The 25,657-nt window shown below is 62.0% G+C and carries 16 protein-coding genes; 7 read left to right on the top strand and 9 right to left on the bottom strand.

The genetic code is table 11. The features are described from left to right. Nucleotides 1–227: 227 nt before the first annotated feature. The 4 genes from AD659_RS24060 to AD659_RS24045 all read right to left on the bottom strand — a co-directional run bounded on the left by AD659_RS24060 (nt 228) and on the right by AD659_RS24045 (nt 13,213). On the bottom strand, nt 228–707 hold the full coding sequence (locus tag AD659_RS24060; RefSeq protein ID WP_003185723.1) for an Lrp/AsnC family transcriptional regulator: 480 nt from the start codon (nt 705–707) through the stop codon (nt 228–230). Nucleotides 708–1,044: 337 nt separating this feature from the next. Beyond that, nucleotides 1,045–1,827: a hypothetical protein gene (locus AD659_RS24055; RefSeq protein WP_053125619.1), complete on the bottom strand. Its 783-nt coding sequence runs from the start codon at nt 1,825–1,827 to the stop codon at nt 1,045–1,047. Nucleotides 1,828–1,847: 20 nt separating this feature from the next. Further along, nucleotides 1,848–11,486 carry a hemagglutinin repeat-containing protein gene (locus tag AD659_RS24050; protein WP_053125617.1) on the bottom strand — a complete coding sequence of 3,213 codons (9,639 nt, stop codon included), beginning with the start codon at nt 11,484–11,486 and terminating at the stop codon, nt 1,848–1,850. A gap of 35 nt (nt 11,487–11,521) precedes the next feature. Next, nucleotides 11,522–13,213, bottom strand: a complete 1,692-nt coding sequence (locus AD659_RS24045) for a ShlB/FhaC/HecB family hemolysin secretion/activation protein (protein ID WP_053125616.1) — start codon at nt 13,211–13,213, stop codon at nt 11,522–11,524. A 343-nt stretch (nt 13,214–13,556) separates the two neighbouring features. Between AD659_RS24045 and AD659_RS24040 the strand changes: the two genes are divergently transcribed. Next, nucleotides 13,557–14,564, top strand: a complete 1,008-nt coding sequence (locus AD659_RS24040) for a DUF6515 family protein (protein WP_053125615.1) — start codon at nt 13,557–13,559, stop codon at nt 14,562–14,564. Between the two features lie 138 nt (nt 14,565–14,702). Here the strand turns inward: AD659_RS24040 and AD659_RS24035 are convergent, their stop codons facing one another. Further along, nucleotides 14,703–15,596: a cation diffusion facilitator family transporter gene (locus AD659_RS24035; RefSeq protein WP_053125614.1), complete on the bottom strand. Its 894-nt coding sequence runs from the start codon at nt 15,594–15,596 to the stop codon at nt 14,703–14,705. A 28-nt stretch (nt 15,597–15,624) separates the two neighbouring features. Further along, nucleotides 15,625–16,044: a hypothetical protein gene (locus AD659_RS24030; RefSeq protein WP_053125612.1), complete on the bottom strand. Its 420-nt coding sequence runs from the start codon at nt 16,042–16,044 to the stop codon at nt 15,625–15,627. Between the two features lie 95 nt (nt 16,045–16,139). On the opposite strand from AD659_RS24030, the gene hrpB reads away from it, so the two are divergent. Next, a complete protein-coding gene (gene hrpB, locus AD659_RS24025) occupies nt 16,140–18,656 on the top strand; it encodes an ATP-dependent helicase HrpB (protein ID WP_053125611.1) in 2,517 nt (838 codons plus the stop codon). Nucleotides 18,657–18,784: 128 nt separating this feature from the next. Here hrpB and AD659_RS24020 read toward each other — a convergent pair whose 3' ends face one another. Beyond that, complete coding sequence (locus tag AD659_RS24020) at nt 18,785–19,864, bottom strand: endonuclease/exonuclease/phosphatase family protein (protein ID WP_053125609.1); 1,080 nt, start codon at nt 19,862–19,864, stop codon at nt 18,785–18,787. Beyond that, the gene (locus AD659_RS24015) at nt 19,861–20,520 is read right to left on the bottom strand and encodes a YciC family protein (protein WP_053125607.1); all 660 of its coding nucleotides are present in this window, start codon (nt 20,518–20,520) and stop codon (nt 19,861–19,863) included. The genes AD659_RS24020 and AD659_RS24015 overlap by 4 nt, the downstream gene beginning before the upstream one ends. A gap of 179 nt (nt 20,521–20,699) precedes the next feature. Here AD659_RS24015 and AD659_RS24010 point away from each other — a divergent pair, with 179 nt between their 5' ends. The 3 genes from AD659_RS24010 to AD659_RS24000 all read left to right on the top strand — a co-directional run bounded on the left by AD659_RS24010 (nt 20,700) and on the right by AD659_RS24000 (nt 22,690). Beyond that, nucleotides 20,700–21,449, top strand: coding sequence for a DUF2076 domain-containing protein (locus tag AD659_RS24010; protein WP_053125605.1), 750 nt, complete (start codon nt 20,700–20,702; stop codon nt 21,447–21,449). A gap of 128 nt (nt 21,450–21,577) precedes the next feature. Next, nucleotides 21,578–22,057, top strand: coding sequence for a LabA-like NYN domain-containing protein (locus AD659_RS24005; protein WP_053125603.1), 480 nt, complete (start codon nt 21,578–21,580; stop codon nt 22,055–22,057). 21 nt (nt 22,058–22,078) lie between these two features. Then, the gene (locus AD659_RS24000) at nt 22,079–22,690 is read left to right on the top strand and encodes a 3'-5' exonuclease (RefSeq protein ID WP_053125601.1); all 612 of its coding nucleotides are present in this window, start codon (nt 22,079–22,081) and stop codon (nt 22,688–22,690) included. 32 nt (nt 22,691–22,722) lie between these two features. Here AD659_RS24000 and AD659_RS23995 read toward each other — a convergent pair whose 3' ends face one another. Next, complete coding sequence (locus AD659_RS23995; protein ID WP_053125600.1) at nt 22,723–23,175, bottom strand: Lrp/AsnC family transcriptional regulator; 453 nt, start codon at nt 23,173–23,175, stop codon at nt 22,723–22,725. Nucleotides 23,176–23,336: 161 nt separating this feature from the next. Here AD659_RS23995 and yedA point away from each other — a divergent pair, with 161 nt between their 5' ends. Both yedA and rhlE1 read left to right on the top strand, forming a co-directional pair. Next, nucleotides 23,337–24,239: a drug/metabolite exporter YedA gene (yedA, locus tag AD659_RS23990; RefSeq protein ID WP_053125598.1), complete on the top strand. Its 903-nt coding sequence runs from the start codon at nt 23,337–23,339 to the stop codon at nt 24,237–24,239. Nucleotides 24,240–24,297: 58 nt separating this feature from the next. Further along, the gene (gene rhlE1, locus AD659_RS23985; protein WP_053125597.1) at nt 24,298–25,635 is read left to right on the top strand and encodes an RNA helicase RhlE1; all 1,338 of its coding nucleotides are present in this window, start codon (nt 24,298–24,300) and stop codon (nt 25,633–25,635) included. Nucleotides 25,636–25,657: the final 22 nt, after the last annotated feature.

The raw sequence follows: 25,657 nt of genomic DNA, 5'->3' as shown, positions 1-25,657 counted from the left end.
ATTGAAAAGGCGCGGCGAGTATAAGGCATGGGGGGCGGGTGGGGGATTGGCCTGCGGCGGTGTGTCGCAGCTATTCATCGCCTGGGCTGACGCTATGTTGATCGTTCCCACGCTCTGCGTGGGCATGCAGCCCGGGACGCTCTGCGTCCCCTCCAAGAGCCGAACGCAGAGCGTCCGCAGAGGCGTTCCCACGCAGAGCGTGGGAACGATCAATGCCACAAAAGCGGTCAGCTGCGCAGATGCGTCAACGGCAGTTCGGTGCTGTTGAGCACCTGGTTCAGCACAAAGCTCGAGCGCACGCTGGTGACGCCATCGATCCGGGTGAGGTGCCCCAGCAGCAGTTTCTGGTAATGGTCCATGTCCGGCACCACGACCTTGAGCTGGTAGTCGGCGTCCATGCCGGTGACCAGGCTGCACTCCAGCACTTGCGGCAGGTTGCGGATGGCGGCTTCGAAGTTCTCGAAGCGCTCGGGTGTGTGGCGGTCCATGCCGATCAGCACATAAGCCGTCAGGCTCAGGCCCAGCAGCTTGCGGTCGAGCAGGGCGACCTGGCGGGTGATGTAGCCGTCATCTTCCAACTGCTTGACCCGGCGTGAGCAGGGGGAGGGCGACAGGCCGATGCGTTCGGCCAGTTCCTGGTTGGAGATGCGCGCATCGCGCTGCAATTCCGCCAGAATGCTCAGGTCGTAACGGTCGAGTTTGCTCATCGGTCGGGCCTTTATCTTGATAATTGCGGCAGATTATCTATCCGGGGTTAAAAATTGCGCAAGTGATGTTTATTTCCGCAATCTTCGCAATCATCCGTCGGCACCCCAGGCTTATGCTTATCACCAAGATCACTGCTCGGACAAACAGTCCAGTGCAGCCCGCCCAAGCAGGCCGGCTGCGGCCGCAGTACCCACCGGTACTGGCAGGCCCCCGAGCTGCACACTGTCCAGAAGACGGCGTGAGGTGAGCCGACGTCATAAGCGTCGAGCACGGACGAAATTCTCAAGGGGAGGCCGACGGGTCTCCCTTTTTTATTGGGCGCAGATTCTGCTTTGGCTAGGGCGCGTCATATCCGCAAGAACGCAGGCGTTGGCGGGTCAGGCGCTTGTCCGGGTAGTCGCTGCCCCAATTCAGATGCTGGTCATAACGAGATTTGACGTGGGCGCAGGCAGCCTTGATTTTTGCGTCAGCCCCCGCCAGGGCGGTATCGGACAGGCGATTGATTTTCAGGCTTTGGAAAAAGGGCAGGATAAACGCCTGATCCAGGTCGTAGCCTTGGCTACCTTCGGGCAAGCGTTGTCCAGCGCTGACGGAGAATGGCTGTTTCAAGCCGCTCTGGTTTTCCCAGCACCAGTAGGTGACGTCCTCTTCCCAGGCATTCGTCGGGCTATGCCAAATGTCATAGAAGCGCAAGCACTGCATGCCTTGCCGCGTGACCCAATCGATTCCTTCGGGGCGTGCCTTGCTTGGGGTAAGGTCCATCAGGGCGAGTTTGTTTTGCAGGAACTGCTCGGGAGAATAGAGCGTCCCTTCGTCCTTGCCGTCAAGCAGGCTTTCGACGGTTATCCAGCGTGATGAGGCCAGTACGACGAGGTCATCGGAGCGAAAGCCGCCGGCAGCACTCGCCGACTGAATGTCGCGCACCTTGTCATAGTTGAAGCCGCTTTTGATCGTGCCGCACGGCGTGTGCCGCAATGGCCCTGGCAGGTCGTAGGAGAAGCGTGGGCTCAGGGTCACCCGTTGCTCCCCCACTTCACACAGCATTCGGCTCAGCCGCTTATCATCTTCGTGTACCAGCGGTGTGCGCCCGCAACCCCACAGGGCCACGGGCAGCAGCATCAGGGCGACCAGTCCAGGCCTCAACGTGAGGCGCCGAAGTCGTTACCATCCTTGTCGATAAAGGTTGGCACGATATAAGTCTTTTTCGTCGTCCCGTCTTTGTTTGTCGTCGTGCCGTTCTTGAAATCTTGTTGTACTTGGTTAGTGCCTGTCTGGCACATGGATTTCACTTGGCACAAGTAGTTGGAATGCGGACTGTCTTTACCCAGCAGGCCGGGGACTGTGAATACAGCCCCCAGGTACCGCATGATCCAATCGTTGGAGTTAAGGGCATTGTGACCCAACAAGTCGGACACGGTGTCTGTCTTGGGCAGCGTGCCAAAGAACACTTGGCTGTCCGGACGGTTGACCTGGAAAACTGCGTTGTTGCCGTCGGTATTGAAGCCCGCCTCTTGGGCGGCGTCGAAGAAGTGTTGTGCGTACACCGGGGCGCCAGACAGTTGAATGCCGCCTGCACTGTTGCCGAATTGCAGTCCATCAAGCCCTCGATAGGTGAGCAACGCGCCCTGGCTGTGGCCCACCAAGTCCAGCTTGAACCCCTGGTCAATACCCGCCTGGTAGAACTCACTCACCTGTTGCGCGTTACCGGATCGTTTGACGCTACCCAAGGCCACGTCCCATAGGGACTCCACCAGGTCACCCAGGAGGCCGTGCTCCGGGTTGTAGCCTTGCATGAAGCTGTCCTTGCCGCCTTGCATGCTGCCATTCACCGCTGCATCTTGCAGCGAGTTCTGAATGCCGTTGATGGCAATCACCCCCTCGGCGTCAGGACGCACAATCAAGTCGAAGTCGACCTTCTTCACCTGCGGTTTGCCGGTCTTCGGGTCCATGATGATCTTGCCCGTGGCGTCTTTCTTGTAATCCACTGTAGTGCGGTAAAAACTCATATCACCGCTGAGCAGCACCGGCAGTTGCGTCGCTGCGCCGCCGTGGCTGATCACGCCCGGCATCAAGCCCAGGGTCCCGTATGAGGTTTTATCCAAAGCAGCTTGCAGCACGCCCGGAATCCACGCCAAAGGCGCCAGGCCCGGATTTTCCGCCAGCGCTTTTTCGGTGAGGTCGGTCATGTCGCCATAGGGTTTGAACAGGTCGGAACTGCTCTTGCCATAGTTCTGCAGCCCTTTTTTCCACCGATCCAAGGTTTGCGACGGGTTGCCCACCGAGTTCAACGACGACTCGCTCACATAGAGGTCGGTACGCTTTTCCTTGTCCCGGGTGATGTCGTAGGCCTTGGACGGATCGCGGTTGAGGCCGCCGGTGGAGGTTTGCCCGGTCACCGCATCGTTGCGCACGATGATATTGCCCGCGCCGACGGTGGCGCGCACGTCCTGCTCGCGCTCCTTGCGATAGTCGTAGCCGCTCACGCTCCAGCCATTGAAACCTTCCTTGGGGGCACCGCTCAGGCTCTTGTCGCCAGTGAAGGCCACGTCCTTGCCGCCGGTGGCCTTGGCGCCGTTACCCGCGTCCGCGCCCCAACCAAAGGCACCGCCAACGTTGACGTAGTAGCTGTGCTCCTTGTCTACGCCATTGATGTCACGGAAGCCCAGGGTGTTGGTGTCAAGCTTGAGCTTGCCATTGTCGGCGGCGATCAGCGCGCCGTCGATCTGGGTGTGTTTCTCGGTACGGATATCCACGCCGTTTTTACCGGTGATGCTGGTTTGCTGCTCGACCCAACGGGTCTTGCCGGTGGTCTTGCCCGCGCCCACCGAGCCGCTGACCCCACCACCACCGGCCAGGCCGATGCTGACGGTAACGCTGGCATCGAACTGCTTGCCGCTGACTTTGCCGGTGTCCGGCACCGACGACACCAGCAGGTCGCCGCCAACGCGGCCGACTACTTCGTCGGCGCGCAGGTTGGCGCCGGCGATGGTGGTGTCGTTGCCGCTGTTGAAGCGCAACTGGTTTCCAGCATAGAGGTAGGCGGTCTGCTGTTTCTCTGTCTCGCGCTCCAGCTTGCCCTTGCCCATGTCGACGCTGGCGTAGACCGCGATGAAGTCTTTACCGCCCACGGCGATGCCGACCTCGCCACCACCGCTGCGACGGGTGGACTCACTGCTGGAGTCGTTCTGCGCGGCGCGGATGTTCAGGTCCTTGCCGGCACGCAGGTCGATGTCGTGGCCGGCGATCACCTGGGTTCCGACCATGTTCAGGTTCTCGCTCGCCTCGATGTTGGTGTCCCGCCCGGAAAGCAGGACGCTCGGGTTGTTGGTGCCCTGGGTCATTTCTTCGCTGGCCACGCCATTGCTGCCGCCAATCCCGGCGCGGCCACTGCCACCGCCGCTCTGGCCGTTGATGCCGCCCTGGCTGCGGGTGGTCTGGCTCTCCTCGTTGATCTCGCCACGGGCCACGTCGAGGTTGACGTTCTTGCCCACCAGGGTGATGTCGCGCCCGGCCTCGAACTGGCTGCCGCGCACATTGAGGTTGTTACCGGCCACGGCGTTGATGTCTCGCCCGGCGCTTAAAGTGGACGGGACGTTGTCACGAATTTCCGAACGCGAGCTGGTGCCCTGGCTGGCCGAGCCGAAATGGGTAGCGCTGGTTGGCCCGGAGGTGAAGGAGTTGATGGCGTCCACGGTGCTGAGCACGCTGGAGGCTTTGCTGACGTTGTCTTCACCTTTGCCGGTGCCGCTGATGGCGTCCTTGGTATTGCCATAGTTGTGGCTGATATTGGCGGTCAGGCCGTTGCGGTCGCGGGTCTTGCTGCGTTCCTGGATGAAGGTTTCATCGGCGGCGTCGACATTGAGGTCGCGCGTGGCCTGGAGACTGATGTCGCGTCCGGCGTCGAGGCCCGCCCCTTCGAGGGTCAGGTCGCGTCCGGCCTGGACGGTCATGTCCTGGCCCGCCACCAGTTGGCTGCCGGCAGCGGTCTGCTGGGCGTCGCGGGACTTTTGCCTGGTCGCTTCGCGTCCGGCAAATGCAGTGAAACCGTTGCGGTCGCTTTCCAGGGAGAGGCCGCTCTGCTTCGTGGATTTCCAGTTGCTCTGGTCCTGGCTGTTGCTACCGGCCAACACGTTGACGTCGCGCCCAGCACCCACTTGCAGGTTACGCCCTGCCTCGGCGGTGCTGCCGATCATGTTCACGTCACGGATGCTTTGAAGGGTGACATCGCGGCCGGCGTTGACCTGGCTGCCAACGCTTTGGGTTTGCAGGTTTTCCTGCCCGGACTTCTTCGCCGAAGCGATGGAAATGAAGTTGCCGGAGGTGCTGAAGCCCACTTTGCTTTTGTACTTCTCGCTCTGGCTGGTGGACTCGTTGGCCGCGTCCATCAGGTTGACGTCGCCGGTCTTGTCGATCATCCCGGCGCGCAACTGCGCATCGCGCTTGGCATCGACCCGACTGGCGGACAGGTTGACGTTACCGCCAGCGACCACCACGGCATCGTTCCCGGCGTTCAGCTCGCTGCCCACTTGGGTGATGCTGCTGGAACTGCGGCTATTGCCGCTTTTACTCAGGCCAAAGCTGCCTTTTTTCTTCACGCTGTAGCTGCTGTCGGTCTGCTCTTGCGCCGACATCAGGTTCACGTCGCCGGCACCACCGACCAACACGTCATTGCCGGCCTTGAGCTGGCTGCCGATCACGCTCACGTCGTGGCCGCCATTGAGGCCGATGCGACCGTCCTTGTCCTGGGTGACGTTGACGGTCAGGTCATGTCCGGCCTCGATCTGCGAAGCCACATTGGTGGTCGCCGAGTCCGCGCTCTGGGTGGTTTTGCTTTTGCCCCAGGAACCTTTTTTCTTCTGGTAGAAGGTCGAGGACTGTTCGTCCTGGGCCGAGATAATGGCCATGTCATTGCCGGCATTGAGGGCCAGGTCGTGACCGGCCTTGGCCTGGCTTGCCACGATCGCCATATCGCGTCCGGCGTTCACTTCCAGGTTGCCGCCAGTGGTCACGCTGGAGCCAAGGGTCTTGACCGTATTGTTGGTCACCAGGCCACGGCGGATCGCACTCTGGGTGAAGGTGTGATCCTGCACCGCGAGCAATTCCACATCACGACCGGCATTGAGGGTGGCATTGCCGTCGCTATTGATCTGGCCTTTGTTGGTCAGGTCGCGTCCGGCGCTGACATTCAATTGCTGGCGGGCACTGATCAGGCTGCCCTGGTCCAGGTTGGTCCGCGAGCCGGAACCGTAGAGCACTTCCATGGCGGCGCGTTCGTTGACGACGTCGCCTTTGACGGCGGTGAGGTCGACCTGATTGCCGCGTACTTCGCCGCCCAAGGCGTTGCGAATACTGTTCTGGGCCATCAGGCTCACACGCTCGCTGGCTTGCGCCAGACCGCCCTGATAGAGATTGTTCCCCGCCTCGGCCGTCAGGTTGCTGCTGGCTCGCAGGGTACCGACGTTGGTGAGATCGTTGCCGGCCATCAGGTTAATGTCACGGGCCTGCACCAGGCTGCCGCCGCGCAGGTTGCGCGACTCGGCCTGGGCCAGGTAGAGCACCGGCACCAGCACTTGCTGGCCCTGCACCTGACGAGCTTCCATCCAGACGATGTCGTGGGTCAATGCCGCCACTTGCTGGGCGGTCAAGGCTACGCCGACGCTCAGGCGCAACGCGTCCTTGGAGGCGATGGCGTTATCCATCAGGTATTGGTATTGCTCGTAGTCGCTGGTCAAGCTGGCGGCGAGGAAGCGCTGGCCGGTCTGAGCCAGCACCGCTTCGCGGATCAGGCGGGTTTCGTATAGGCCATCACCCAGGCGACGCCAGCTACGGTCGTCGTTGTAGCCCAATAGGCCGAACAGGTAGTCGGAACTCATGAACCGCGAGAGGTTGGTCAGGTTCGGGTTGGTCTCGATCAGGTAGCGGCTGTCCGGATTCTGGCTGCGCACGAATAGGCCATAATCACCTTCCGGCAGGCGATAGGTGGCGAGCGCAGTGGGGTCGACCGTGACAAAAGGCACGCCGGCAAAGTCCACTGGCACGAAGCTGACCTGGGTGCTGCCGTCGGCAGTGACGCGCTCGACGCGTCGTACATCCGCCGCGACCTGGGTGCTGCCGCCGCTGCCCAAGGCATTGACGGTGATGGTCTGGCCGCCGACCAGGCCAACGGTATCGGTCAGGCTCTGGCCAGACAGCTGGGCGCTGGCCTGTTGAGTCAAGGTGCCGTTTTCAAGGTCGCCGGTGACGACGAGGTTCAATTGGCGACCGGACTGCAAAGTCGATGCGTAACCCGCCTGGGTGCCGTTGTGTACGACGCTGCTCTGGCCGATGAGTGGGTACTGGGTGATCGCCCCCGGAATGGGTTGCTGCTGGTCGGGAGCGCTGCCGGCATTGGCCGCGTTCCAGGCATGGGCGTTTGCTTCCGCCCAACGGAAGTCGCCTTGCTTCACCCCGTGCAGGAAGTAAGTGGTGCTTTCAACACGCTGGTCGAGGGTTGCCCCTCGGTTGTAGAAGTTTGTCGCGTTGACGAACGCGTCGCGGTTGGCGGCGAGCAGGCTTTGTTTGTTTTCCACGGTACCGGCATTGATCAGCAGGTCGCGCCCGGCAATCAGGCGTGCGGACGGGGAGTCCTGGATGATTTTACCCAGGTAGGTGCTGTTGACGATGAACGTCGCGGTGTGGTGATCGCCGGAACAGTCGGTGCAGTTGATGTCGATACGGCGGCTGACCAGGGATTCGCCGATCTCGAATTCGTCCTTGGTGTTTTCCAGTCGGGCGACATTGAGGCTCATGTCGCCTTCGCTTTCGATGTTCGCCGAACGGTTGCTCAGGCTCTGTGCCTGGCCATTGTCCAGGGCGGCGAAGCTCAGGTTGCCCCGGCTGTAGATATCGCCGTAGAGGTTGCTCAGGGTGGCGCCGCGCAGGTTCATGTCGGCGCCGCTGTAGATCAGGGTATTGGCTGAGGTGCTGATGCCGTTGCCCGCGAAGATGTCCAACTGGCCCATGGCACCGAGGGTTCCGCGGTTGCTGACTTGTGCGGCATGGATCTTGAGATTCTGGCTGGCGATCAGGCGCCCGAGGTTGTCCAGGTTACCGCGCAGGTTGAGGGTGGTATCGCCGGCGCTGGCGATGCGTCCGCCATTTTGGGTCAGGTTACCCGCCGAGATGCTGACGGCCTTGGCCGCTGACAGCAGGCCGTTATTGTTCAGGTCGCCGGTGAGCGTCAGGCCCAGGTCACCGTCGCTGAGTACTTCGCCGCTGTTGTTCAGGGTCGTGGCACTTAGCGCCAGGCCGCTGGCGCTGGCGATGCGGTCGCCGGCCAGCAGGTTGAGGTTGTCGTTTACGGCCACATCCAGTGCACCATTGAACTGCAGGCGCCCGGTGCCATTGATCGAGCTGATGTCCACGTCGGCGCTACCCAGGCCAGTGATGCTGCCCTGGTTGCCGGTCAGGCTGGCAAGGTCGATCTTGAACAAACCCGCTCCGGTGTGCTCGACGCTGCCAGCAAGGTTATTCATCGCGCCAGCTTGGAGGTTGAGCGCCTGGCCAGTGACACCGATGGAGCCGTCCTGGTTATTCAGGGCGCCCGTGAGCAGAATCTGGCTCAGGTCGCCGCCAATGGCGCGGATGCGGCCAGTACTGTTATTCAGGTTGCTGCCGGTCAGCAGCAGGTTACCGCCCGATTCGATCAGGCCGGTCTGGTTATAAGTGTTCAAGGCGTTGAGGTTCAGGGTCCTGGCGCTTATTTCACCGCCCGCGCGGTTGTCCAGGATCTGGCCCTGGCTGCTGAGCAGCCCTTGGGCATAAAGGCGGCCTGCCTGGTTGGTCAGGTTGTCGACCACCAGTTTCAAATCGCCGACTTGGGCGTTGATGATCCCGGCCTTGTCGGCCAGTGCGCTGTTGTCCACAGCGGCGGCTTTCACTTCGACACTATCGCCTTGCAACGCTCCGCCCTGATTGTTCAGCGTGCCTTGATCAAGCTGTAGATTGGCGTGACCACCGCGTGCCAGCACAAGTCCTTCGCTGTTATTCACGGTGGTTGCGGTGACTTTCAAACCCTCGGTGCCGGATAGGAGCTGGCCCTTGCGGTTGTCCACCACCGTAGCCTGTACGTCCAGGCGTTTGCCGGTGAGGGTGCCGCCCTGATTGTCGAGCTGGGTGGCCTGGGTCACGCGAACCGTTGACGCGCTGCCATCGATCAGGCCCAGGGCGTTGTTCAATACGCCTGAGACCGCCAGTTCGATGGCCCCGGCAGTGGCAATCGTGGAGCCTTGTGCGCTGTTGTCCAGGCTGGAGACATTGGCCCCGACGCTGCTGCCCAGCAGCACGCCGCCGTGGTTGTCGATGTCGCTGCCATTGATCTGCAAATGGCCGTCGCTCTGCACGCGCCCCTGATTGTTGAGCAATTGCCCCCGCGTCAGGCCCTGATCCTTGAGCGTCAGCAGCGCACCACCGGTCCCGGCCAGCAGCAAGCCGCCGGCGCGGTTGTCGATGCGCCCGGCGCCAACGGTCAGTTGATCGCCCACCACACGGCCGCCGCGGTTATCCAGCAAACCGCTTTGAGTCAACAGCAGTTGCTTACCGACGATCACGCCTTGCTGGTTGTTCAACGTGGCTGCGCTGACGTCGAGATCACCGACTTTGGATTGGAGATGACCGGCGCTGTTGTTCAGTTGTTGGGTCACGACCATGGTCAGCTTGCCGGTTTCGGCGCTGAGCACGCCTTGGGCGTTCTGGCTGAGGCTGTCCAGGCCCGTGCTGAGCTGGCCGCCGTTGACGTTGCCCTTGAGGTTGTTCAGGTCACGGGCGGTCAGGGAGGCGCTGCTTGTGCCTTGCAGCAAGCCTTCGGTGTTGTCCACGTCCAGGGCGGTGACGGCCAGTTGATCGGCGCTGATCTTGCCTTGCCGGTTGTTCAGGTTACCTTGGCTGACCAAGGTCAACTGTTGGCCCACCAGCGTGCCGCCCACATTGTCCAGGCTCCCGGCCTTGATGCTCAATGCGGAAGCTGCCTGGATCCGGCCGCCCTGATTGGCCAGGTCTTGTGTAACGGTCAATACGTTGTTGCCAAGCTCGGCACTGATCAAGCCATTGGCGCTGTTGTTCAGACGCTGGGCAGTGAGCTTGAGGTGATCAGCGACAAGTTTCCCGCCTTGGTTCAGTACCTCGGCGGCGCTGACATCCAACAGGCTTTGGGCTTGCAGCACGCCGTCGGTGTTGTCGAGTTGGCCGCTGACGTTGAGGATGGACTGGCCGACGCTGGACGCGATCAGGCCACCTTGATTGTCCAGGCGCTCGGCGGTCACTTGCAGTTGGTCGGCGATCACTGAGCCGCGCAGATTGGTCAGTTGCTTGACATTGAGAGCGAGGCTGCCGCCAGCCAGTTCGAGGTGGCCGTCGGTGTTGTCCAGCGTGTCGAGATCGAGGGTGGCGGATTGGCCGTCGCCGAAGCGGATCAAACCGCCCAGGTTGATGATGGCCGGCGTCAACAGAGACAGCGTGTTGACCCCCAAGACCCGCGCCGTTGTGCCTTGGTTGACCAGGCGAGCGCTGGTCAGGCCAACGTTGGCGCCCTGGATGATGCCGTTCTGATTGTCGATCACCTCGCTGGCACCCACCTGGAGGTTGCGGCTGGCCACGACGTTACCGGTGTTGCTCAGTTGCCTGGCGGTGATGGCTACGTCACCAGCCTGGTTGCGGGTATTGTCCGGATTCACCCCGGCTTCGACGATGCCGTTGTTGATGACCTTGCCGGCGCTGGTGACGGTGACTTTGTCGCGAGCGGCGATGCTCTTGCCGACTGTCACATTACCGCTTGTGTTTATGTTGACTTGGGAGCCCGCGTAGACCTTGCCTTGCACATCCAGGCTCTGTCCATTGACGGTGACGGCCTGGTTGGCGCTGGCGTTGGTCATGCTGACCTTGCCGCTGGCATCGATCTGGACGTCGCCCACGCTGGCGGCCATGTCGCCCGCCAGGCGCACACCCACGCCTTTTTCGGTGCCCACCAGACGAATCGCCCCAGCGTACATGCCGCCCAGGGCCGAGCTGTCGATGGCCAACTCCGGTTTTTCGCTGCCGTCGTCGGCGCGGGCAGTGGCGCTCAGGCTGTCGGCGTTGACGTCGTTGCGGCCGGTGACCACATTGAGGTTCTTCGCATAGATATTGGCGTTGAGCTTGGCGCTGCGGGTAATCAGGTCGAACTGGTCGACGTCACTGGCGTCCAGGCCCGCCCCCTCGATACTGATGTCGCCACCGTCGACCTGGAAGCGGTCCAGGCGCTGGCCGTCCATGATGGGTTTGCCGGTGGTCAGGGTGGCGCGCGGTGTGTTGATAAAGCCGCAACCGCTGCAGGTGATGCCATTGGGGTTGGCGACGATGACGCGTGCCGCTTGCCCGGCGACTTCGGTGTAGCCGGCCATCTGGCTGCGATTGCCGCTGGTGATTTCGTTGAGGATGACTTGCGCGGCCTGACCCTTGAGATTGTCGTTGCCAAGGATGATTCCGCCTAGCTGAGTGTTCTGCGTCTTGCCGGTGGCGTTGTTGAGGATCACGCCGTTCTTGCCGACGTTGTAGTCGGTGAACTTGTTATGGGACAGCCCGCTGCCGTTGGTGCCGTTGATGTTGATCACCGGCACGCCATTACCCGCCGCCCCAATGGTCGTCTTGCCCCCTGCTGCCGCATCGACCGCAAGACCGGCCGCCGCGGCGACGATGGGATTGAGGAACACAATCGAGGCCAAAGCCAGGGCAATACCTTGAGACAGGGGGCTGCGCACGTCCATGTGAAAGTCTTCCATTTACAAGAGCGAGTCGGGTGTCAGAAAAACAGATCGACGCGGAAATACACCGGACGTTCACGTTTTTCGATAATCCCCGGGCGTTCCAGTGAGCGGGCAAAACTCACGGAAGTTGCGAGGTTCTTGCCCCTGGCGTTGAACTCCAGGGCGTTGCCGGTGACGCGGCCACGTTCGTCGGGGTTCGAGGAACGGCCCTCGATGACCCCGACATCGTAGGCAAACGCCACGCCGTATTCCTGCAACACCGGTTGCAGAGGCTGCCAGGTCACAGCCCGACGCCAACGCAACTGGTTGCGCCAGTAACCGCCGCTGTCACCGGTCAAGGTCTGGTCTTGCAGGCCGCGTACTGAACTGACACCGCCCAGGCTGATTCGTTGCGGGCTGTAGAGTTCATCTTCGCTGCGCTGACCCGTCGCAAGGCTGTCGAAGCTGAAGTTTTCGCCCCATAAACGGAACGGCTGCAGATAGCTTAAGGTCAGGCTGTATTTGTTGTAGCGCGATTGCGGCCCTTGGTGAGCGCTGTCCCGTTGGGCATCCAGCATGCCAATCCCTTGTTGCCAGCCGGCATCCAGGTTGATGAATGCCGAGCCGATGCGCCGACCATGGTTAAGGCTCAATTGGGTCTCGGTGATGGTCACGCTCGAGGTGTCGATGAAGTTATCGTCCACGTAGTTGCGTGTGCGCAGTTGGCTGAGGCCGAAACTGATACCGGTCTTGCTCACGTTGTCGCGATGCAGCACGCGCTCGGCGCGCAATGCATGGTTCTTGCTGGTGCCGTCATAACCGAATTTGTAGCCTTGGGCGTTGCCGCTGGCGCGGTAGAAACTCTGGCTGTAGGCGTAATTGAAGGTCCACCAGCCGTAGGGCACGCTGTAATACAGGCTCTGATTGTCGGAATGACGCCAGTGGTCGCTGACAGCGTCCTGATTGGCGCGCAGGCTTAATTGGTCGGCTAGGCCTAGAGGGCTATCCCAGTCCAGACCCAGGCCCATTTGTTGTTGACCCGTGCTGCGGTCACCGTCGTTGTTACGCGTGGCCGATACGTGCCAGGGTTTTTCACGCTCGCCTTTGAGGCCAATGCGGCTGCCGCCGACCTGCTCGCCAGGCATCAACTCGACCTGGGCCTGACGCGATGGCAAGCGACTGAGCTGATCCACCAGTTGCTCCAGTTCCCGCAGGTTCAGCGGCTCACCGGTCTGGCCGGGGAACGTCATTGCCAATTCGCGAGGGCTGGCCAGGGCGGAACTGTCGAAGCCTTCAAGTCGCCCTTCGACGACCACTATCTTTAACACGCCGCCCGACAGGTCCTGCTGTGGCAGGTAGGCTCGAGTGGTGACGAAACCGCGCTCAAGATAGTGATGGGTCAAGGCCTTGAGCAAGGTATTGATCTGTCCGACCGACAAGCATTGGTTCTGATAGGGCTTGATCAACTGCTCGCGCATGCCGGCGTCAAGGTGGGTAGCGCCCTCAAGCTCAATGGTCTTGATGTTGAAGCAACGCTGGTCGTCGGGGTTGGCGGGTGCAGGGGCAGGCAAGGTCTTGCCTGGTAGTTGCTGAAGTTCGTCGAGGCGTTTTTGTTGTTCTTGCAGCAATTGCTGCTGACGATCGCGAATCAGGTCACGATCACCAGGTGTCTGGATGGGGGCGGCATGAGCCAGGGATGTGAACATCGCACAAAAAGCTAAAACGTGCGTAACGCCAAAATGTGACATGCCTTCATTCCCTTGAATGGCTAACTGCGGCTGATGCCGGCGATCGTTTCAGGCAAATGGAAGTCCCTGTCGCCTAGCTAAAACGGTGGGCATCTTAAGTGGTAACACTTCTTGTCATGAAAATTTATCTTAAAATCAGACGAGCGGTAGTTGCTATGTTTTTTTGAATGGTGGCGTTTTAATATTGGGCGAGGCAGGTCCGCACGTTACGGTATCAGTCGAGCCGGAGAGGGCGGCGTGGTAAATATCAGCGAATTAAAGTTGATGGCTGATAATCTGTCGCAGAACCGGCCTGGGCTTTTCCAGTCTTATCATCAGGCCTTGAACCGTTGTGAGGAAATTCATGAAGTCGCGCATCTGGCGTTTGGCAGGTGTTGGTCTGTTGTGGGCAAGTGTCAGTGCGCAGGGAATGGCCGACGATCAGCAAAACCGTGGCGGCCCGGACGGCGGTCGCGGGCAGGACGGGCGCGGCGGCAACGGCCAGGGCTACTCGGGCCAGCCACGGCCGCAGAGCAACGAAATCATTCGGGGCGACAACAGTCGCCAGTTCGAGGTCAAGCCGCAGGACCCAGGTAGGCAGCACTACGATCGTCCACCCCAGGACCCTAACGTTCACGGTCGTCCGCCGCAGCCGCAACCTGGCAACAACCTGCCGATCCAGGGCCGGCCCGACAGCGTGACCCAGACCCGTGAACCGCAACCGGGTTACTACCGTGACATCCCTCGTCGCAATGATGGTTATCCAAACTCAGGTCCACGTCCTGACCATGACGGCCGTCCCGACCGGCCTTGGCCCGGTCGTCCGGGCGGGCATGGCAACGGTTGGGGACCCGGGCCGCAATACCGTCCGGGTTATGTGATCGACCGTTTCCCGGATCGCAACTACCGTGTGCCCTATCGCGGCCAAGACTATTTCTATTCGGGCGGCTACTGGTATCGCCCTCAAGGGCCGCGTTATGTCGTGGTCGCGCCACCGCGGGGCATTCGTACCCGTTACCTGCCCGATTACGCCAGGGAAGTGTGGATCGGCAGCTCGTTGTTCTTTCTCGCGGCCGGCGCCTATTACATCTACGAAGCCAACACTCAGGATTACGTCGTGGTCGATGCGCCGGTTGCCAACCCGCAGCCGCAACCCCAAGGCAACAGTTTTGATGTGGTGGCCTATCCGGCCAACGGCCAGTCTCCCGAGCAGGTCAATCAGGATGGCTACGACTGCTATCGCTGGGCGGTGCAGCAGAGTGGTTTCGACCCGCGCAACTACACCTACCCGCCGGCACCGGAAGTGGTGCAGACCTATCGCCAGGCCCAGGGCAGTTGCTTGGGCAGTCGTGGGTATCAGGTGACGTACTGAGTTCTGGCGGGAGGCAGGGTGCCGCTCTTGTGGCGAGGGAGCTTGCTCCCGCTCGGTTGCGCAGCGACCGCAAAATCTTGGGGCCGCTTCGCAGCCCAGCGGGAGCAAGCTCCCTCGCCACGAGTTCTGTGTTCGGCATTATGCGCTGGTGCGCTTCACCACTTCCGATGGATCGGCATGCACCAATACCTCAGCCTTCGGATAAGCACGATGGATCGCATCGGCGGCTTGGTCGCTGATGCCGTGGGCCACTGACAGGGTCAGTTCCCCCGGCAACTCCAGGTGCAGTTGCACGAACCAGTGGTTGCCGGAGACCCGCGTACGCAGGTCATGGGCGCCGAGCACACCGGGCACCGCGCAGGCCAGTTCCAGCATGCGCTGGCTGACGTCGGGCGGCAGTTCTTCGTCCATCAGCACGGCGAAGCTTTCCCGGGCGATCTGGATGGCGCTCCACAGGATGTACGCGGCGATCCCCAGGCCGAACCAGGCGTCGAGTTGATACCAGCCAAACCCCGCCAGTACCAGCGCCACCAGGATGCTGCCGTTGAGCAACAGGTCCGAGCGATAGTGCAGCGAATCGGCGCGCACGGCATTGGAGCCGGTGGCGCGGATGACCCGATGCTGCAACGCCAGCAGCGCCAGGGTCAGCCCCAGGGAAAACACGATCACGCCGACACTGAGCCAGGGCGCCTCTACCGGCACCGGCTCTTTCAGGCGTTCGAAGGCCTGCAAGGCAATCAGTACCGCACTGCCGCCGATAAACAACGCCTGGGCCATGCCGGCCAAGGATTCGGCTTTGCCATGGCCGTAGCGATGGTCATCGTCGGCGGGACGCAGGGCGTAATGCACCGCCAGCAGATTGAGCAGCGAGGTGACGCCGTCCAGCGCCGAGTCGGTCAGGCCGGCGAGCATGCTCACCGAACCGCTGAGCCACCAGGCCAGTGCCTTGGCGACGATCAGGACAAGTGCCACGGCCACCGACGCCCGGGTGGCCAGGCGCAGCAAGCGAGCGTGTTCGGTGCTGGTGGTCATGGCGCGGTCGTTCCTTCAGTCGCGTCGGTCATGCGGCCGGTTTGAGACCGAGGGCTGCCAGTTGTTGTGCACTGCCCTTGTGCTGGATCAGGCGCGGATCGTCCAGCGGGAAGCTGCGGCCCAGTTCGCGCTCCAGGATCGCCTGCAATTTTTGATTATTGACGGTGCCATCGGGGTTGATGGCCGGCTTGAGTTTCTCGGGCTCGATCTGGACGCTGCGGCCCGGTTCGAAATAGATGGCGCCGGTGGCAAAGTCCACGGCGAACGCGATCAGGCCGGGGATGATGTAGAACAGCAGGCCGACGGCATCGAGCGCGGCAATCGCCGGGTCGATCTTGCCGTCGATCTGGCCGCGACGGTCCGGGTAGAAGATCGAGCCGCAGGCGCTGATCTGGGTCAGCAGGGTGGCGACCAGGACGCCACCGATCACGCGAAAGGGAATACGCATAGCAATCTCCTGAACAGGTAGAGGCGTTGCTGGTTGGAGTCCAGACCACGCTAAACAGTTCGCCGTTATACTCGGCCCTCTGTTTTGGAGCCAGCATGATTTCTTTGCCGATTGATGAAGTTTTACCCGCCCTGCGCCAAGCCTTGGCATCGCGCCACGAAGCGGTGCTCGAAGCGCCGCCCGGTGCCGGTAAAACCACCCGGGTTCCCTTGGCCTTGCTGAACGAGCCGTGGCTGGCCGGGCAGACCATCCTGATGCTCGAACCCCGGCGTCTGGCGGCACGGGCGGCGGCCGAGCGACTGGCCAGCGAACTGGGGGAAAAGGTCGGTGAAACCGTCGGCTACCGGATTCGCCTCGACAGCAAGGTCGGGCCCAAGACCCGCATTGAAGTGGTCACCGAAGGCATCCTAACCCGCCGCTTGCAGGACGATCCGGCGCTGGAAGGCGTGGGGCTGCTGATTTTCGATGAATTCCACGAACGCAGTCTCGACGCCGACCTGGCCCTGGCCTTGAGCCTCAACGGTCGAGAATTGTTTCGCGAAGACCAGCCGCTGAGGATCCTGCTGATGTCCGCCACCCTGGAAGGTGAACGCCTGTCCGGGTTGTTGGACGACGCGCCGATCCTGCGCAGCGAAGGCCGCATGTTCCCAGTGATGGTGCGCTGGGGCCGGCCGTTCCAGCCGGGCGAGTTCATCGAGCCACGGCTGGTGCAGATCGTGCTCGAAGCCTTGCACGATGAAACCGGCAGCGTCCTGGTGTTTTTGCCTGGGCAGGCGGAGATTCGCCGGGTCCACCAGCAACTGGCCGAGGCCTTGGGCGAGGGCAGTAATGTGTTGCTCTGTCCGTTGCACGGCGAACTGGACCTCGCCGCCCAGCGCGCCGCCATCGACCCGGCGCCGCCCGGCCAGCGCAAGGTGGTATTGGCCACCAATATCGCCGAGACCAGCCTGACCATCAACGGCGTGCGGGTGGTGGTCGACGCCGGACTGGCCCGGGTACCGCGTTTCGATCCGGGCAGCGGCATGACCCGTCTCGACACCCAGCGCATCTCCCGCGCCAGCGCCACCCAGCGGGCCGGTCGTGCTGGGCGCCTGGAGCCGGGGGTGTGTTACCGGTTGTGGTCCGAAGACCAGCATGAACAATTGGCCGCTTACGGCAGCGCGGAGATTCTGTCGGCGGACCTGGCCGGGTTGGCCCTGCAACTGGGGCGCTGGGGCGTTACGCCGCAGCAACTGGTCTGGCTCGATATCCCGCCCGCCGCTGCATATGCCCAGGCCCAGGACCTGCTGCAACGCCTGGGCGCGCTGGAGGGTGAGCAACTGACCCGTCACGGCCAGGCCATGGCTGAACTGCCGGCCCACCCGCGTATCGCACATCTGCTGTTGCGCGGCCAGGCGCTGGGGCTGGCGGACATGGCCTGCAACGTCGCTGCGCTGCTGGGCGAACGTGACATTCTCCGTGGCGCCGGCGCGGATCTGCACAGTCGCCTGGCCTTGCTGTCCGGCGAAGAGCGGGCCGCGCGCGGCGCTCAGGGTGGGGTGCAGCGAGCGCGACAACTGGCCCGGCAATATCGCGGCTACCTGCGGGGCAAGGCCGAAGAAGCCGTGGCCGATCCCGACCATCCGCGCTGGCTCGGCGCCTTGCTGGCGCTGGCCTACCCGGACCGCGTCGCCCAACAGCGCCGGCCCGGCGGCGCGGAATATCGCCTGGCCAACGGCCGTGCGGCGCTGTTCGCCGAGGCGGACAGCCTGATGAAACAAGCGTGGCTGGTGATCGCCGATTTGGGCAGTCGCCAGGGCCAGCGCGAAGAACGGATCTACCTGGCGACGGATTTCGACCCGACGCTGTTCGATTCGGTGCTGGCCGAGCAAGTGCGCATCGTGGATCAACTCGATTGGGACGAGCGCGAAGGCGTGCTGCGCGCCGAGCGCCAGCGCAAGGTCGGCGAACTGGTGCTCAGCCGCGAACCGCTGACCGGCCTGGATGAGTCAGCCCGTAGCCAGGCCCTGGTGAACCTGGTGCGGCGCAAGGGCCTGGAGTTGTTGCCCTGGACCCCGGAACTGCGGCAATGGCAGGCGCGGGTGGCGCTGCTGCGTCGCCTGGACCTGGACGCCAAGGGTGAAAGCGAATGGCCGGACGTCAGCGACGGCGCCTTGCTGGACAGCCTCGAGCAGTGGTTGATGCCATATCTGGGCCGCGTCTCGCGCCTCAGCCATTTCGCCAACCTGGACCTGTCGAGCTTCGTTCACAACCTGTTGCCCTGGCCGTTGCCGCAACGTTTGGATGAACTGGCGCCGCACCATTTGAGCGTGCCCTCGGGGTCGTCGATCCGCCTGGACTACAGCGAGCATCCACCAATCCTGGCGGTGCGCCTGCAGGAGCTCTTCGGCCTGGCCGACACCCCGCGCATTGCCGGCGGCCGCCAGGTCGTCAAGCTGCACCTGCTGTCCCCGGCGCGCCGCCCGGTGCAGGTCACCCAGGACCTGGCGAACTTCTGGCGCAGCACCTACGCCGAGGTGAAGAAGGACCTCAAGGGTCGTTATCCCAAGCATTATTGGCCGGATGATCCGCTGGTGGCGGAGGCGACGGCGCGGGTCAAGCCGCGTAAGTGAGCTGAGGCAGTTCAGGAAATGAAACACAAACCCTGTGGGAGCCGAGCTTGCTCGCGATAGCGGTGTGTCAGCCAAAAACATGCTGCTGAACCACCGCTATCGCGAGCAAGCTCGGCTCCCACAAAAGGCTAAGGCGCTGCCGGCAACAAAAACCGCGCAATCACCGGCAAATGATCAGAGATGCGCAAGGTATCGTCCTGCCTGACCTGGGCCTGGACCCGTTTGATGCGTGGGCTGTAGAACAGGTAGTCGACGGTACGGTCGGGGCCGTTGAGGCCGGGGTCGTTCGGGTAGTGGGTCAGCCAGTGTTCGCGGTCTATGCCGCTGGCCTCGTTGTTGGTGGGGATCATCGGGTATTTGTCCCACAGCAGGTGCAGCGGGCTGTCGGCGGCGTAGGGCGTGCGTTGCTCGGACGGCAGGCGACGGTACTGGCCCAGGGGCAGCAGGTTGAAGTCGCCGCCGATCAGCCAGGGCGTGCCGGCGGATTCGAACTTATCCAGTGCCTGGGTCACGGCGGTGATTTGCTTGGGCAGGGTGTCGTCCGGCTCGCTGGCCCGTTCCAGATGGGTGTTGAGCACCGCCAGTTGGCCGCCGTCATTCAGCGCTAGATAACTCACCAACAGGGCATTTTTCGGCTGGAACTGACGGCTGATGAAGTTGGTGTCGGCCACCGGCAGCTGCACCCGTTCGGCATGGTCGATGCGGTAGCGACTCAGGGTCGCCAGTTGCCGGCCGACGCTGCCGAAGATGTGCGGGTCGGGAATGAAGTCGGCCTTCCAGTCGAAGGCACTGGTGCCGCATGGATAGAGGTCGGCCAAGCGTTCCTGCAACAGCTTGAACTGGTCCTGGTAGTCGCTGGCCTTGGCGTCCTTGTCGAGTTCCTGGAGCAGCACGATGTCCGGCTGCTCGTCACGGATGACCCGGGCCACTTCATCGAGGCTGAAGGCCATGTCTTCCAGGGTCGGGCTTTCATCGTCGCCCTGGGCCAGGTCGTGCCAGAACACGTAGCGCTTGCCGGCGAGGAACTGGACGTTCCAGGTCATCACCTTCAAGGCCTGGCCGGGTACCAGCGCTGCTGCGTTGGCGGTGCAACTGACGGGCAGTGCTTCCCGGGCCTGGGGGCGCCAGGTCAGGCCATAGGTTGCAAAGGCGCCGATGCCGACAATCAACAGCAGGCCTAGCAAGGCGTGACGTAGTAGATGGGTCATGGCTCGGGTTTTTCAGCAATCAGCATGAACATTCGGAACAACACCACAGTGGTGAACAATTGCAGGAAACTGTGGATGCTGTCGATCAACAAGCTGATCAACGGATTCTGCGGCGGCGGATACACCGAGACGCTGGCGCCCTTGAGCAGCCACAGCGGGACCATGACGGCCAGGATGCAAAGCAGGATTCGCCAGAAATGGCCTCGACTCAGGCGCGCGCTTTCCTTCATGGCGGCCAGTGGCGCCATGCCCTTCAACACCAACAGGTATTCACCGAAGGCCAGGACGACCATCAGCCACAGCCCTGGCAGGAAGTACAAGGAAATGCCGATCAGGATCAACAACGTGTTGAGGGCGGTCAGCAAGGCAAAGCGTGGCCACTGGAGCAGGGCGGCCGCAATCAGGTCACGCGTGCGTGGCGCTTCACCACGACTGCGGGCATCGAGAAACAGAATCAGCGCCGCGGTGTACAGCGGATATACCAATAACCCAACGATCACGCTGTAGCCGGAAAAACCATCGGCCCCGAGGGCGCTGTCCACCCCTTGTTGCAGCACGGCTTCAAGTATCACCAGCGGCAGGCACAACTGGGCGATCCGGCCCAGATGGCGCTTGAAAAAATACAAGGAGTCTCGCAGTACTTCTAACGGATTCATGGGTCGGTATCGCAGTTCAAAAAAAGCGGTCCGACACTTTACCCATCAGGTGACCGCATAAACAAACGTAAACATCAGGTAAAGACCATTGAAAGCTTCCTGGCGGTCCCCATTACTGACGGGCGCCGGTATTTTGCGGACCGGCTTGGTTTTTTATCCGGCAATCTGATGAGGTCGCCATGAACAGCGAAGAACAAACCCTGATCGATGGACTGTTTTCACGGCTGCAACAGGCCGAAAAGGATTCAGCCCCGCGCGATGTCCAGGCCGAGGCGCGGATCAAGGAGCACCTGGCGAGCCAGCCTGCTGCGGGCTATTTCATGGCCCAGGCGATCCTGGTGCAGGAGGCCGCGATCAAGCGCCTCGATGAGCAGAACAAGCAGCTTACCCAGCAGGTCGAGCAATTGCAGGCCGAGCTGCAACAGACTCGCAAGCAAGCGCCGGCCTCCAGCGGTGGCGGTGGTTTCCTCTCAAGCATTTTCGGCGGCAGCCCGCGGGATTCGCGCCCGGCAAGCGCGCCGCCCACCAGTGGTGGTGGTTGGCGCGAACCTGCGCCGTCGTCCTTCAATGCCCCGGCGCAACAAGGTTTCGGCGCTCCGCCCGCTAACTATGGCGCACCGCAGCAGCAGGCCCCGGCAGCGGGCAGCTTCCTCGGCGGCGCCCTGAAAACTGCGGCGGGCGTGGCCGGTGGCGTGATGCTGGCCCAGGGCATCAGCAGCCTGTTCCACAGCAATCAGCAACCGCAGGAAATCGTCGAGATACTCAAGGAAGAACCGGCGCAACCGGTCAACGACACCGCCGACAGCGGCTGGGGCGATGACCAACGCGTGGCCGATAACGATGCCTACGGCAGCGACCCGGGCGGCTTCAGCGACGCGGACTACAGCGACGATTCCTCTGCCTTTGGTGACGACGACTCCTTCGTCTGACCTGCCATTCGTCCGGGGCGCCCTGGCGCCTCGGGCCGATTATTCGCGGAACAATCCCTCTGGCTGGCATACTGGGCGACTTTTCGGCCCAGGTGGTCTGCGTGCGTGTGCATCCAAGAGGAAACGCGGTGAAAAAAATTGCAGTGTTCGCCGATGTCCAGAACCTCTACTACACCGTGCGCCAGGCTTATGGTTGCCATTTCAACTACGCCGCGCTGTGGGCTGATGTCAGCAAACAAGGGCAGATCGTCGAGGCCTATGCCTACGCGATCGATCGCGGTGACAGCAAGCAGCAGCAATTCCAGCAGATCCTGCGCAACCTGGGCTTTATCGTGAAGCTCAAGCCTTACATCCAGCGCAGCGACGGTTCGGCCAAGGGCGATTGGGATGTGGGCATCACGCTGGACATCATGGACGCCGCCGACCACGTCGATGAAGTGGTGCTGGCCTCTGGCGATGGCGATTTCGACATGTTGCTTGAACGCATCATCAACAAGCACGGCATCCAGGCCGTGGCCTATGGCGTGCCGGGGTTGACCGCCAACTCGCTGATCCGTGCCGCCAGTCGATACGTGCCCATCGAAGGCGCGTTGTTGCTCAAGAATTGATTTTTACGGAGTTCAAACGGTTTGGAACGCATCGCAGTCATCGACTTTGAAACCACCGGGATCACCCCGAGCAGCAGTTGCCGGGCCACTGAGATTGCGGTGGTGATGCTCGAACAAGGCCGGATCGTCGACCGCTACCAGAGCCTGATGAATGCCGGTGTGCGCGTCCCTGCGTTTATCGAGCAACTGACCGGCATCAGCAACGCCATGCTGCGCAGCGCCCCGTCGGCGGAAAAGGTCATGAACGAGGTCAACGAGTTTGTCGGCACCACGCCGCTGCTGGCCCACAACGCTGCGTTCGACCAGAAGTTCTGGGATTTCGAACTGGGACGCATCAAGCGCACCCGCTTGCAGAATTTTGCCTGCTCACTGTTGCTGGCCAGGCGCCTGATGCCGGCAGCACCGAACCACAAGCTCGGCACGCTCAACGTGTTCGCCGGCTTGCCCCACACCGGCCAGGCTCACCGGGCCATGGCCGACGCCGAAATGGCCGCCAACCTCACCGCGCACCTGGCTGCGCAACTGCGGCAAAAACATGGGCTGCGGGAGTTGTCCCATGATTTGCTGTGCAGTTTGCAGAAAGTGCCAGCGGCGAAGATCAATGAGCACCTCAAGCGGCATCGCGGGTTCTGAACACACCACAGTTTTGATTTGTGTTGGGTCGACTATTTGCCGTTGCCTTCCAACTGCCCCAACGGCACGCGCTTTTCGATGGCGCTGGACAGCACGATCGAGGTCTTGCTGAAACCGAACTTGGCGATGCGGTTGATCAGCTCTTCCAGTTCGGGCATCGAACCGACCGCCGCTTGCATGATCACGCACGGATCCCCGGTGACCCGATGGCATTCGGTCAGTTGTGGGATCTTGCACAGTTCGTCGTAGGTCTTCTGGTTGCCGTGCTGGTTCATGCGCAGTTCGATGACGCACTGCACCGGCAGGCCGATCTTGGCCATGTCGACTTTGGCTTGATAACCGGTGATGACGCCGCTGGTTTCCAGTTTGCTGACCCGCTCGGCCACGGCGGGGGCTGACAGGTTCACTTTGCGGGCCAATTCGGCGTAGGACGCACGACCGTTTTCCAACAAAGCGCTGAGCAGCATGCGGTCGTATTTATCCACAGGTAGGCTTCCAAATGACGTGGCTTTCGAAAGCGCGATTTATAGCGCCGAACGCCGTGTTTTGAAAAGTGTATGGCTTGGATAAACAGGTTTTGTAACTTAAATTCCGTCTGCCGCCTTTCTAGAATAACGCCTCTCATTGTCCTGACTTCGAGCTGAACATGCCTGGCCCACGCCGTTTTCCCCTGCCATTGATCGCTGCCTTCTTTGCCTTGTACGTCATCTGGGGTTCGACCTACCTGGTGATTCGCATCGGCGTGGAGCATTGGCCACCACTGTTGCTGGCCGGGATTCGTTTTGTGCTGGCCGGTTCGCTGATGTACGGCTTCCTGCGCTGGCGCGGGGCGCCGGCACCGACGTGGGCACAGTGGAAGGCCGGGGCGATCATTGGCGTGCTGCTGCTCAGTTTTGGCAACGGCGCCGTCAGTGTGGCCGAGCACACGGGCGTGGCGTCCGGGGTCGCGGCGTTGGCGGTGGCGACGGTGCCTTTGTTTACCCTGTTGTGCGGCTACTTCTGGGGCGCGCGTAATACCCGTCTGGAATGGGCGGGGATTGTGCTGGGGTTGATCGGTATCGCCATGCTCAACCTCGGTTCCAACCTGCAGTCCAGCCCATTGGGGGCAACCTTGCTGGTGTTCGCGGCGGCGTCCTGGGCCTTCGGTTCGGTGCTGAGTAAACACCTGCCATTGCCCGCCGGGGCGATGGCCAGTGCCGTGGAGATGCTGGTGGGCGGCGTGGTGCTGTTGATCGGCAGCTTCGCCAGCGGCGAACACCTGGAGAGCATGCCGCCGCTGGAAGGCTGGTTTGCCTTGTTCTATCTGATCGGCTTCGGTTCGATCATCGCCTTCAACGCCTACATGTACCTGCTCAAGCATGTGCGCCCGGCGGCGGCCACCAGTTATGCCTACGTCAATCCGGCCGTGGCGGTGTTGTTGGGCATTGTGTTTGCCGGTGAAACCATCGGCATCGAGGAAGCCATGGCGATGTTGGTGATCATCAGTGCCGTGGTGTTGATCGGCTTGCCGCAGTGGCGCAAACCCAAGCCTGCGCCGGCCGCCACCTGATTTAGGGTAAACTGCCGCGCATTGCACACCTTGCGCTGATTTTTCCTACGGTACTTCCATGACTTTCGCCACCCTTGGCCTGATCGAACCCTTGTTGCGCGCCCTCGAGACGCTCGGCTACCAGACCCCGACGCCGGTTCAGGCCCAAGCCATGCCGGCCGTGCTCGCCGGTCGCGACCTGATGGCCGCGGCCCAGACCGGCACCGGCAAGACCGCCGGTTTTGCGGTGCCGCTGTTGCAGTTGCTGACCACCGAAGGGCCGAAGGTCGCGGCCAACTCGGTGCGGGCGCTGATCCTGGTGCCGACCCGCGAGCTGGCTGAGCAAGTTCATGAAAGCGTGCGCCAGTACGCGCAGAACCTGCCGCTGAGCACCTATGCAGTGTACGGCGGCGTCAGCATCAACCCGCAGATGATGAAGCTGCGCAAAGGCGTCGACCTGCTGGTCGCCACGCCGGGTCGCTTGCTCGATCTGTTCCGCCAGAACGCGCTGAAGTTCAACCAACTGCAGACCCTGGTGCTGGACGAAGCCGACCGCATGCTCGACCTGGGCTTCTCCGAGGAACTGGCGAATATCTACAAGGCCTTGCCGAAGAAACGCCAGACCCTGCTGTTCTCGGCGACCTTCTCCGATGCGATCCGTTTGCTGGCCGGGCAGATGCTCAACGACCCGCTGAGCATTGAAGTGAGCCCGCGCAATGTCGCCGCCAACACCGTCAAGCAATGGGTGGTGACGGTGGACAAGAAGCGCAAGCCGGAACTGTTCGTGCATCTGATGCGCAAGAACAAATGGAAGCAGGTGCTGGTCTTTGCCAAGACCCGCAACGGCGTCGATGCGCTGGTGGAAAAACTCCAGGGCCTGGGCGTCAACGCCGACGGCATCCACGGTGACAAACCCCAGGCCACCCGCCAACGTGCGCTGGATCGCTTCAAGGCCAGCGAAGTGCAGATCCTGGTTGCCACCGACGTCGCCGCCCGTGGCCTGGATATCGAGGATTTGCCGTTGGTGGTGAACTTCGACCTGCCGATCGTCGCCGAGGATTACATCCACCGCATTGGCCGTACCGGTCGGGCGGGCGCCACCGGGCAGGCGATTTCCCTGGTCTGCGCCGACGAAGTGAATCTGCTGTCGGCCATCGAGATGCTGACGCGCCAGACGCTGGCTCGCCAGATGGAACAGGACTTCGAGCCTGAGCATCGAGTGCCGGACACCGATGCCAGTGGTCAGGTGATCAAGAAGCCGAAAAAGCCGAAGAAACCGAAAACCTCCGGTGGCGGCGGCAAGCGCAACCTGGGCAAGTGGGTGGACAGTGGCGACGCTGCGCCTGTGGAACCTTCGGTCAAGCCTGTGCGCAAAGTGCCGGTGTTCAACACTGGGCCGCGTAAGCGTAAGCCTTGATATCAAAGGCCACATGGGGACT

The organism is Pseudomonas thivervalensis, from assembly GCF_001269655.1.
In the GTDB taxonomy this organism is placed as follows: domain Bacteria; phylum Pseudomonadota; class Gammaproteobacteria; order Pseudomonadales; family Pseudomonadaceae; genus Aquipseudomonas; species Aquipseudomonas thivervalensis.
Note: the sequence above shows the minus strand (reverse complement) of the source record. Positions and strands in the feature narration are given on the sequence as shown.

What these genes read in the sequence shown, in the direction of transcription:
- AD659_RS24035 (WP_053125614.1), bottom strand. Translation starts at nt 15,596, where the DNA reads ATGACCACCAGCACCGAACACGCTCGCTTGCTGCGCCTGGCCACCCGG.
- rhlE1 (WP_053125597.1), top strand. Translation starts at nt 24,298, where the DNA reads ATGACTTTCGCCACCCTTGGCCTGATCGAACCCTTGTTGCGCGCCCTC.
- AD659_RS24040 (WP_053125615.1), top strand. Translation starts at nt 13,557, where the DNA reads ATGAAGTCGCGCATCTGGCGTTTGGCAGGTGTTGGTCTGTTGTGGGCA.
- AD659_RS24015 (WP_053125607.1), bottom strand. Translation starts at nt 20,520, where the DNA reads ATGAATCCGTTAGAAGTACTGCGAGACTCCTTGTATTTTTTCAAGCGC.
- AD659_RS24010 (WP_053125605.1), top strand. Translation starts at nt 20,700, where the DNA reads ATGAACAGCGAAGAACAAACCCTGATCGATGGACTGTTTTCACGGCTG.
- AD659_RS24045 (WP_053125616.1), bottom strand. Translation starts at nt 13,213, where the DNA reads ATGTCACATTTTGGCGTTACGCACGTTTTAGCTTTTTGTGCGATGTTC.
- AD659_RS24020 (WP_053125609.1), bottom strand. Translation starts at nt 19,864, where the DNA reads ATGACCCATCTACTACGTCACGCCTTGCTAGGCCTGCTGTTGATTGTC.
- AD659_RS24055 (WP_053125619.1), bottom strand. Translation starts at nt 1,827, where the DNA reads ATGCTGCTGCCCGTGGCCCTGTGGGGTTGCGGGCGCACACCGCTGGTA.
- yedA (WP_053125598.1), top strand. Translation starts at nt 23,337, where the DNA reads ATGCCTGGCCCACGCCGTTTTCCCCTGCCATTGATCGCTGCCTTCTTT.
- AD659_RS24050 (WP_053125617.1), bottom strand. Translation starts at nt 11,486, where the DNA reads ATGGACGTGCGCAGCCCCCTGTCTCAAGGTATTGCCCTGGCTTTGGCC.
- AD659_RS24060 (WP_003185723.1), bottom strand. Translation starts at nt 707, where the DNA reads ATGAGCAAACTCGACCGTTACGACCTGAGCATTCTGGCGGAATTGCAG.
- AD659_RS24030 (WP_053125612.1), bottom strand. Translation starts at nt 16,044, where the DNA reads ATGCGTATTCCCTTTCGCGTGATCGGTGGCGTCCTGGTCGCCACCCTG.
- hrpB (WP_053125611.1), top strand. Translation starts at nt 16,140, where the DNA reads ATGATTTCTTTGCCGATTGATGAAGTTTTACCCGCCCTGCGCCAAGCC.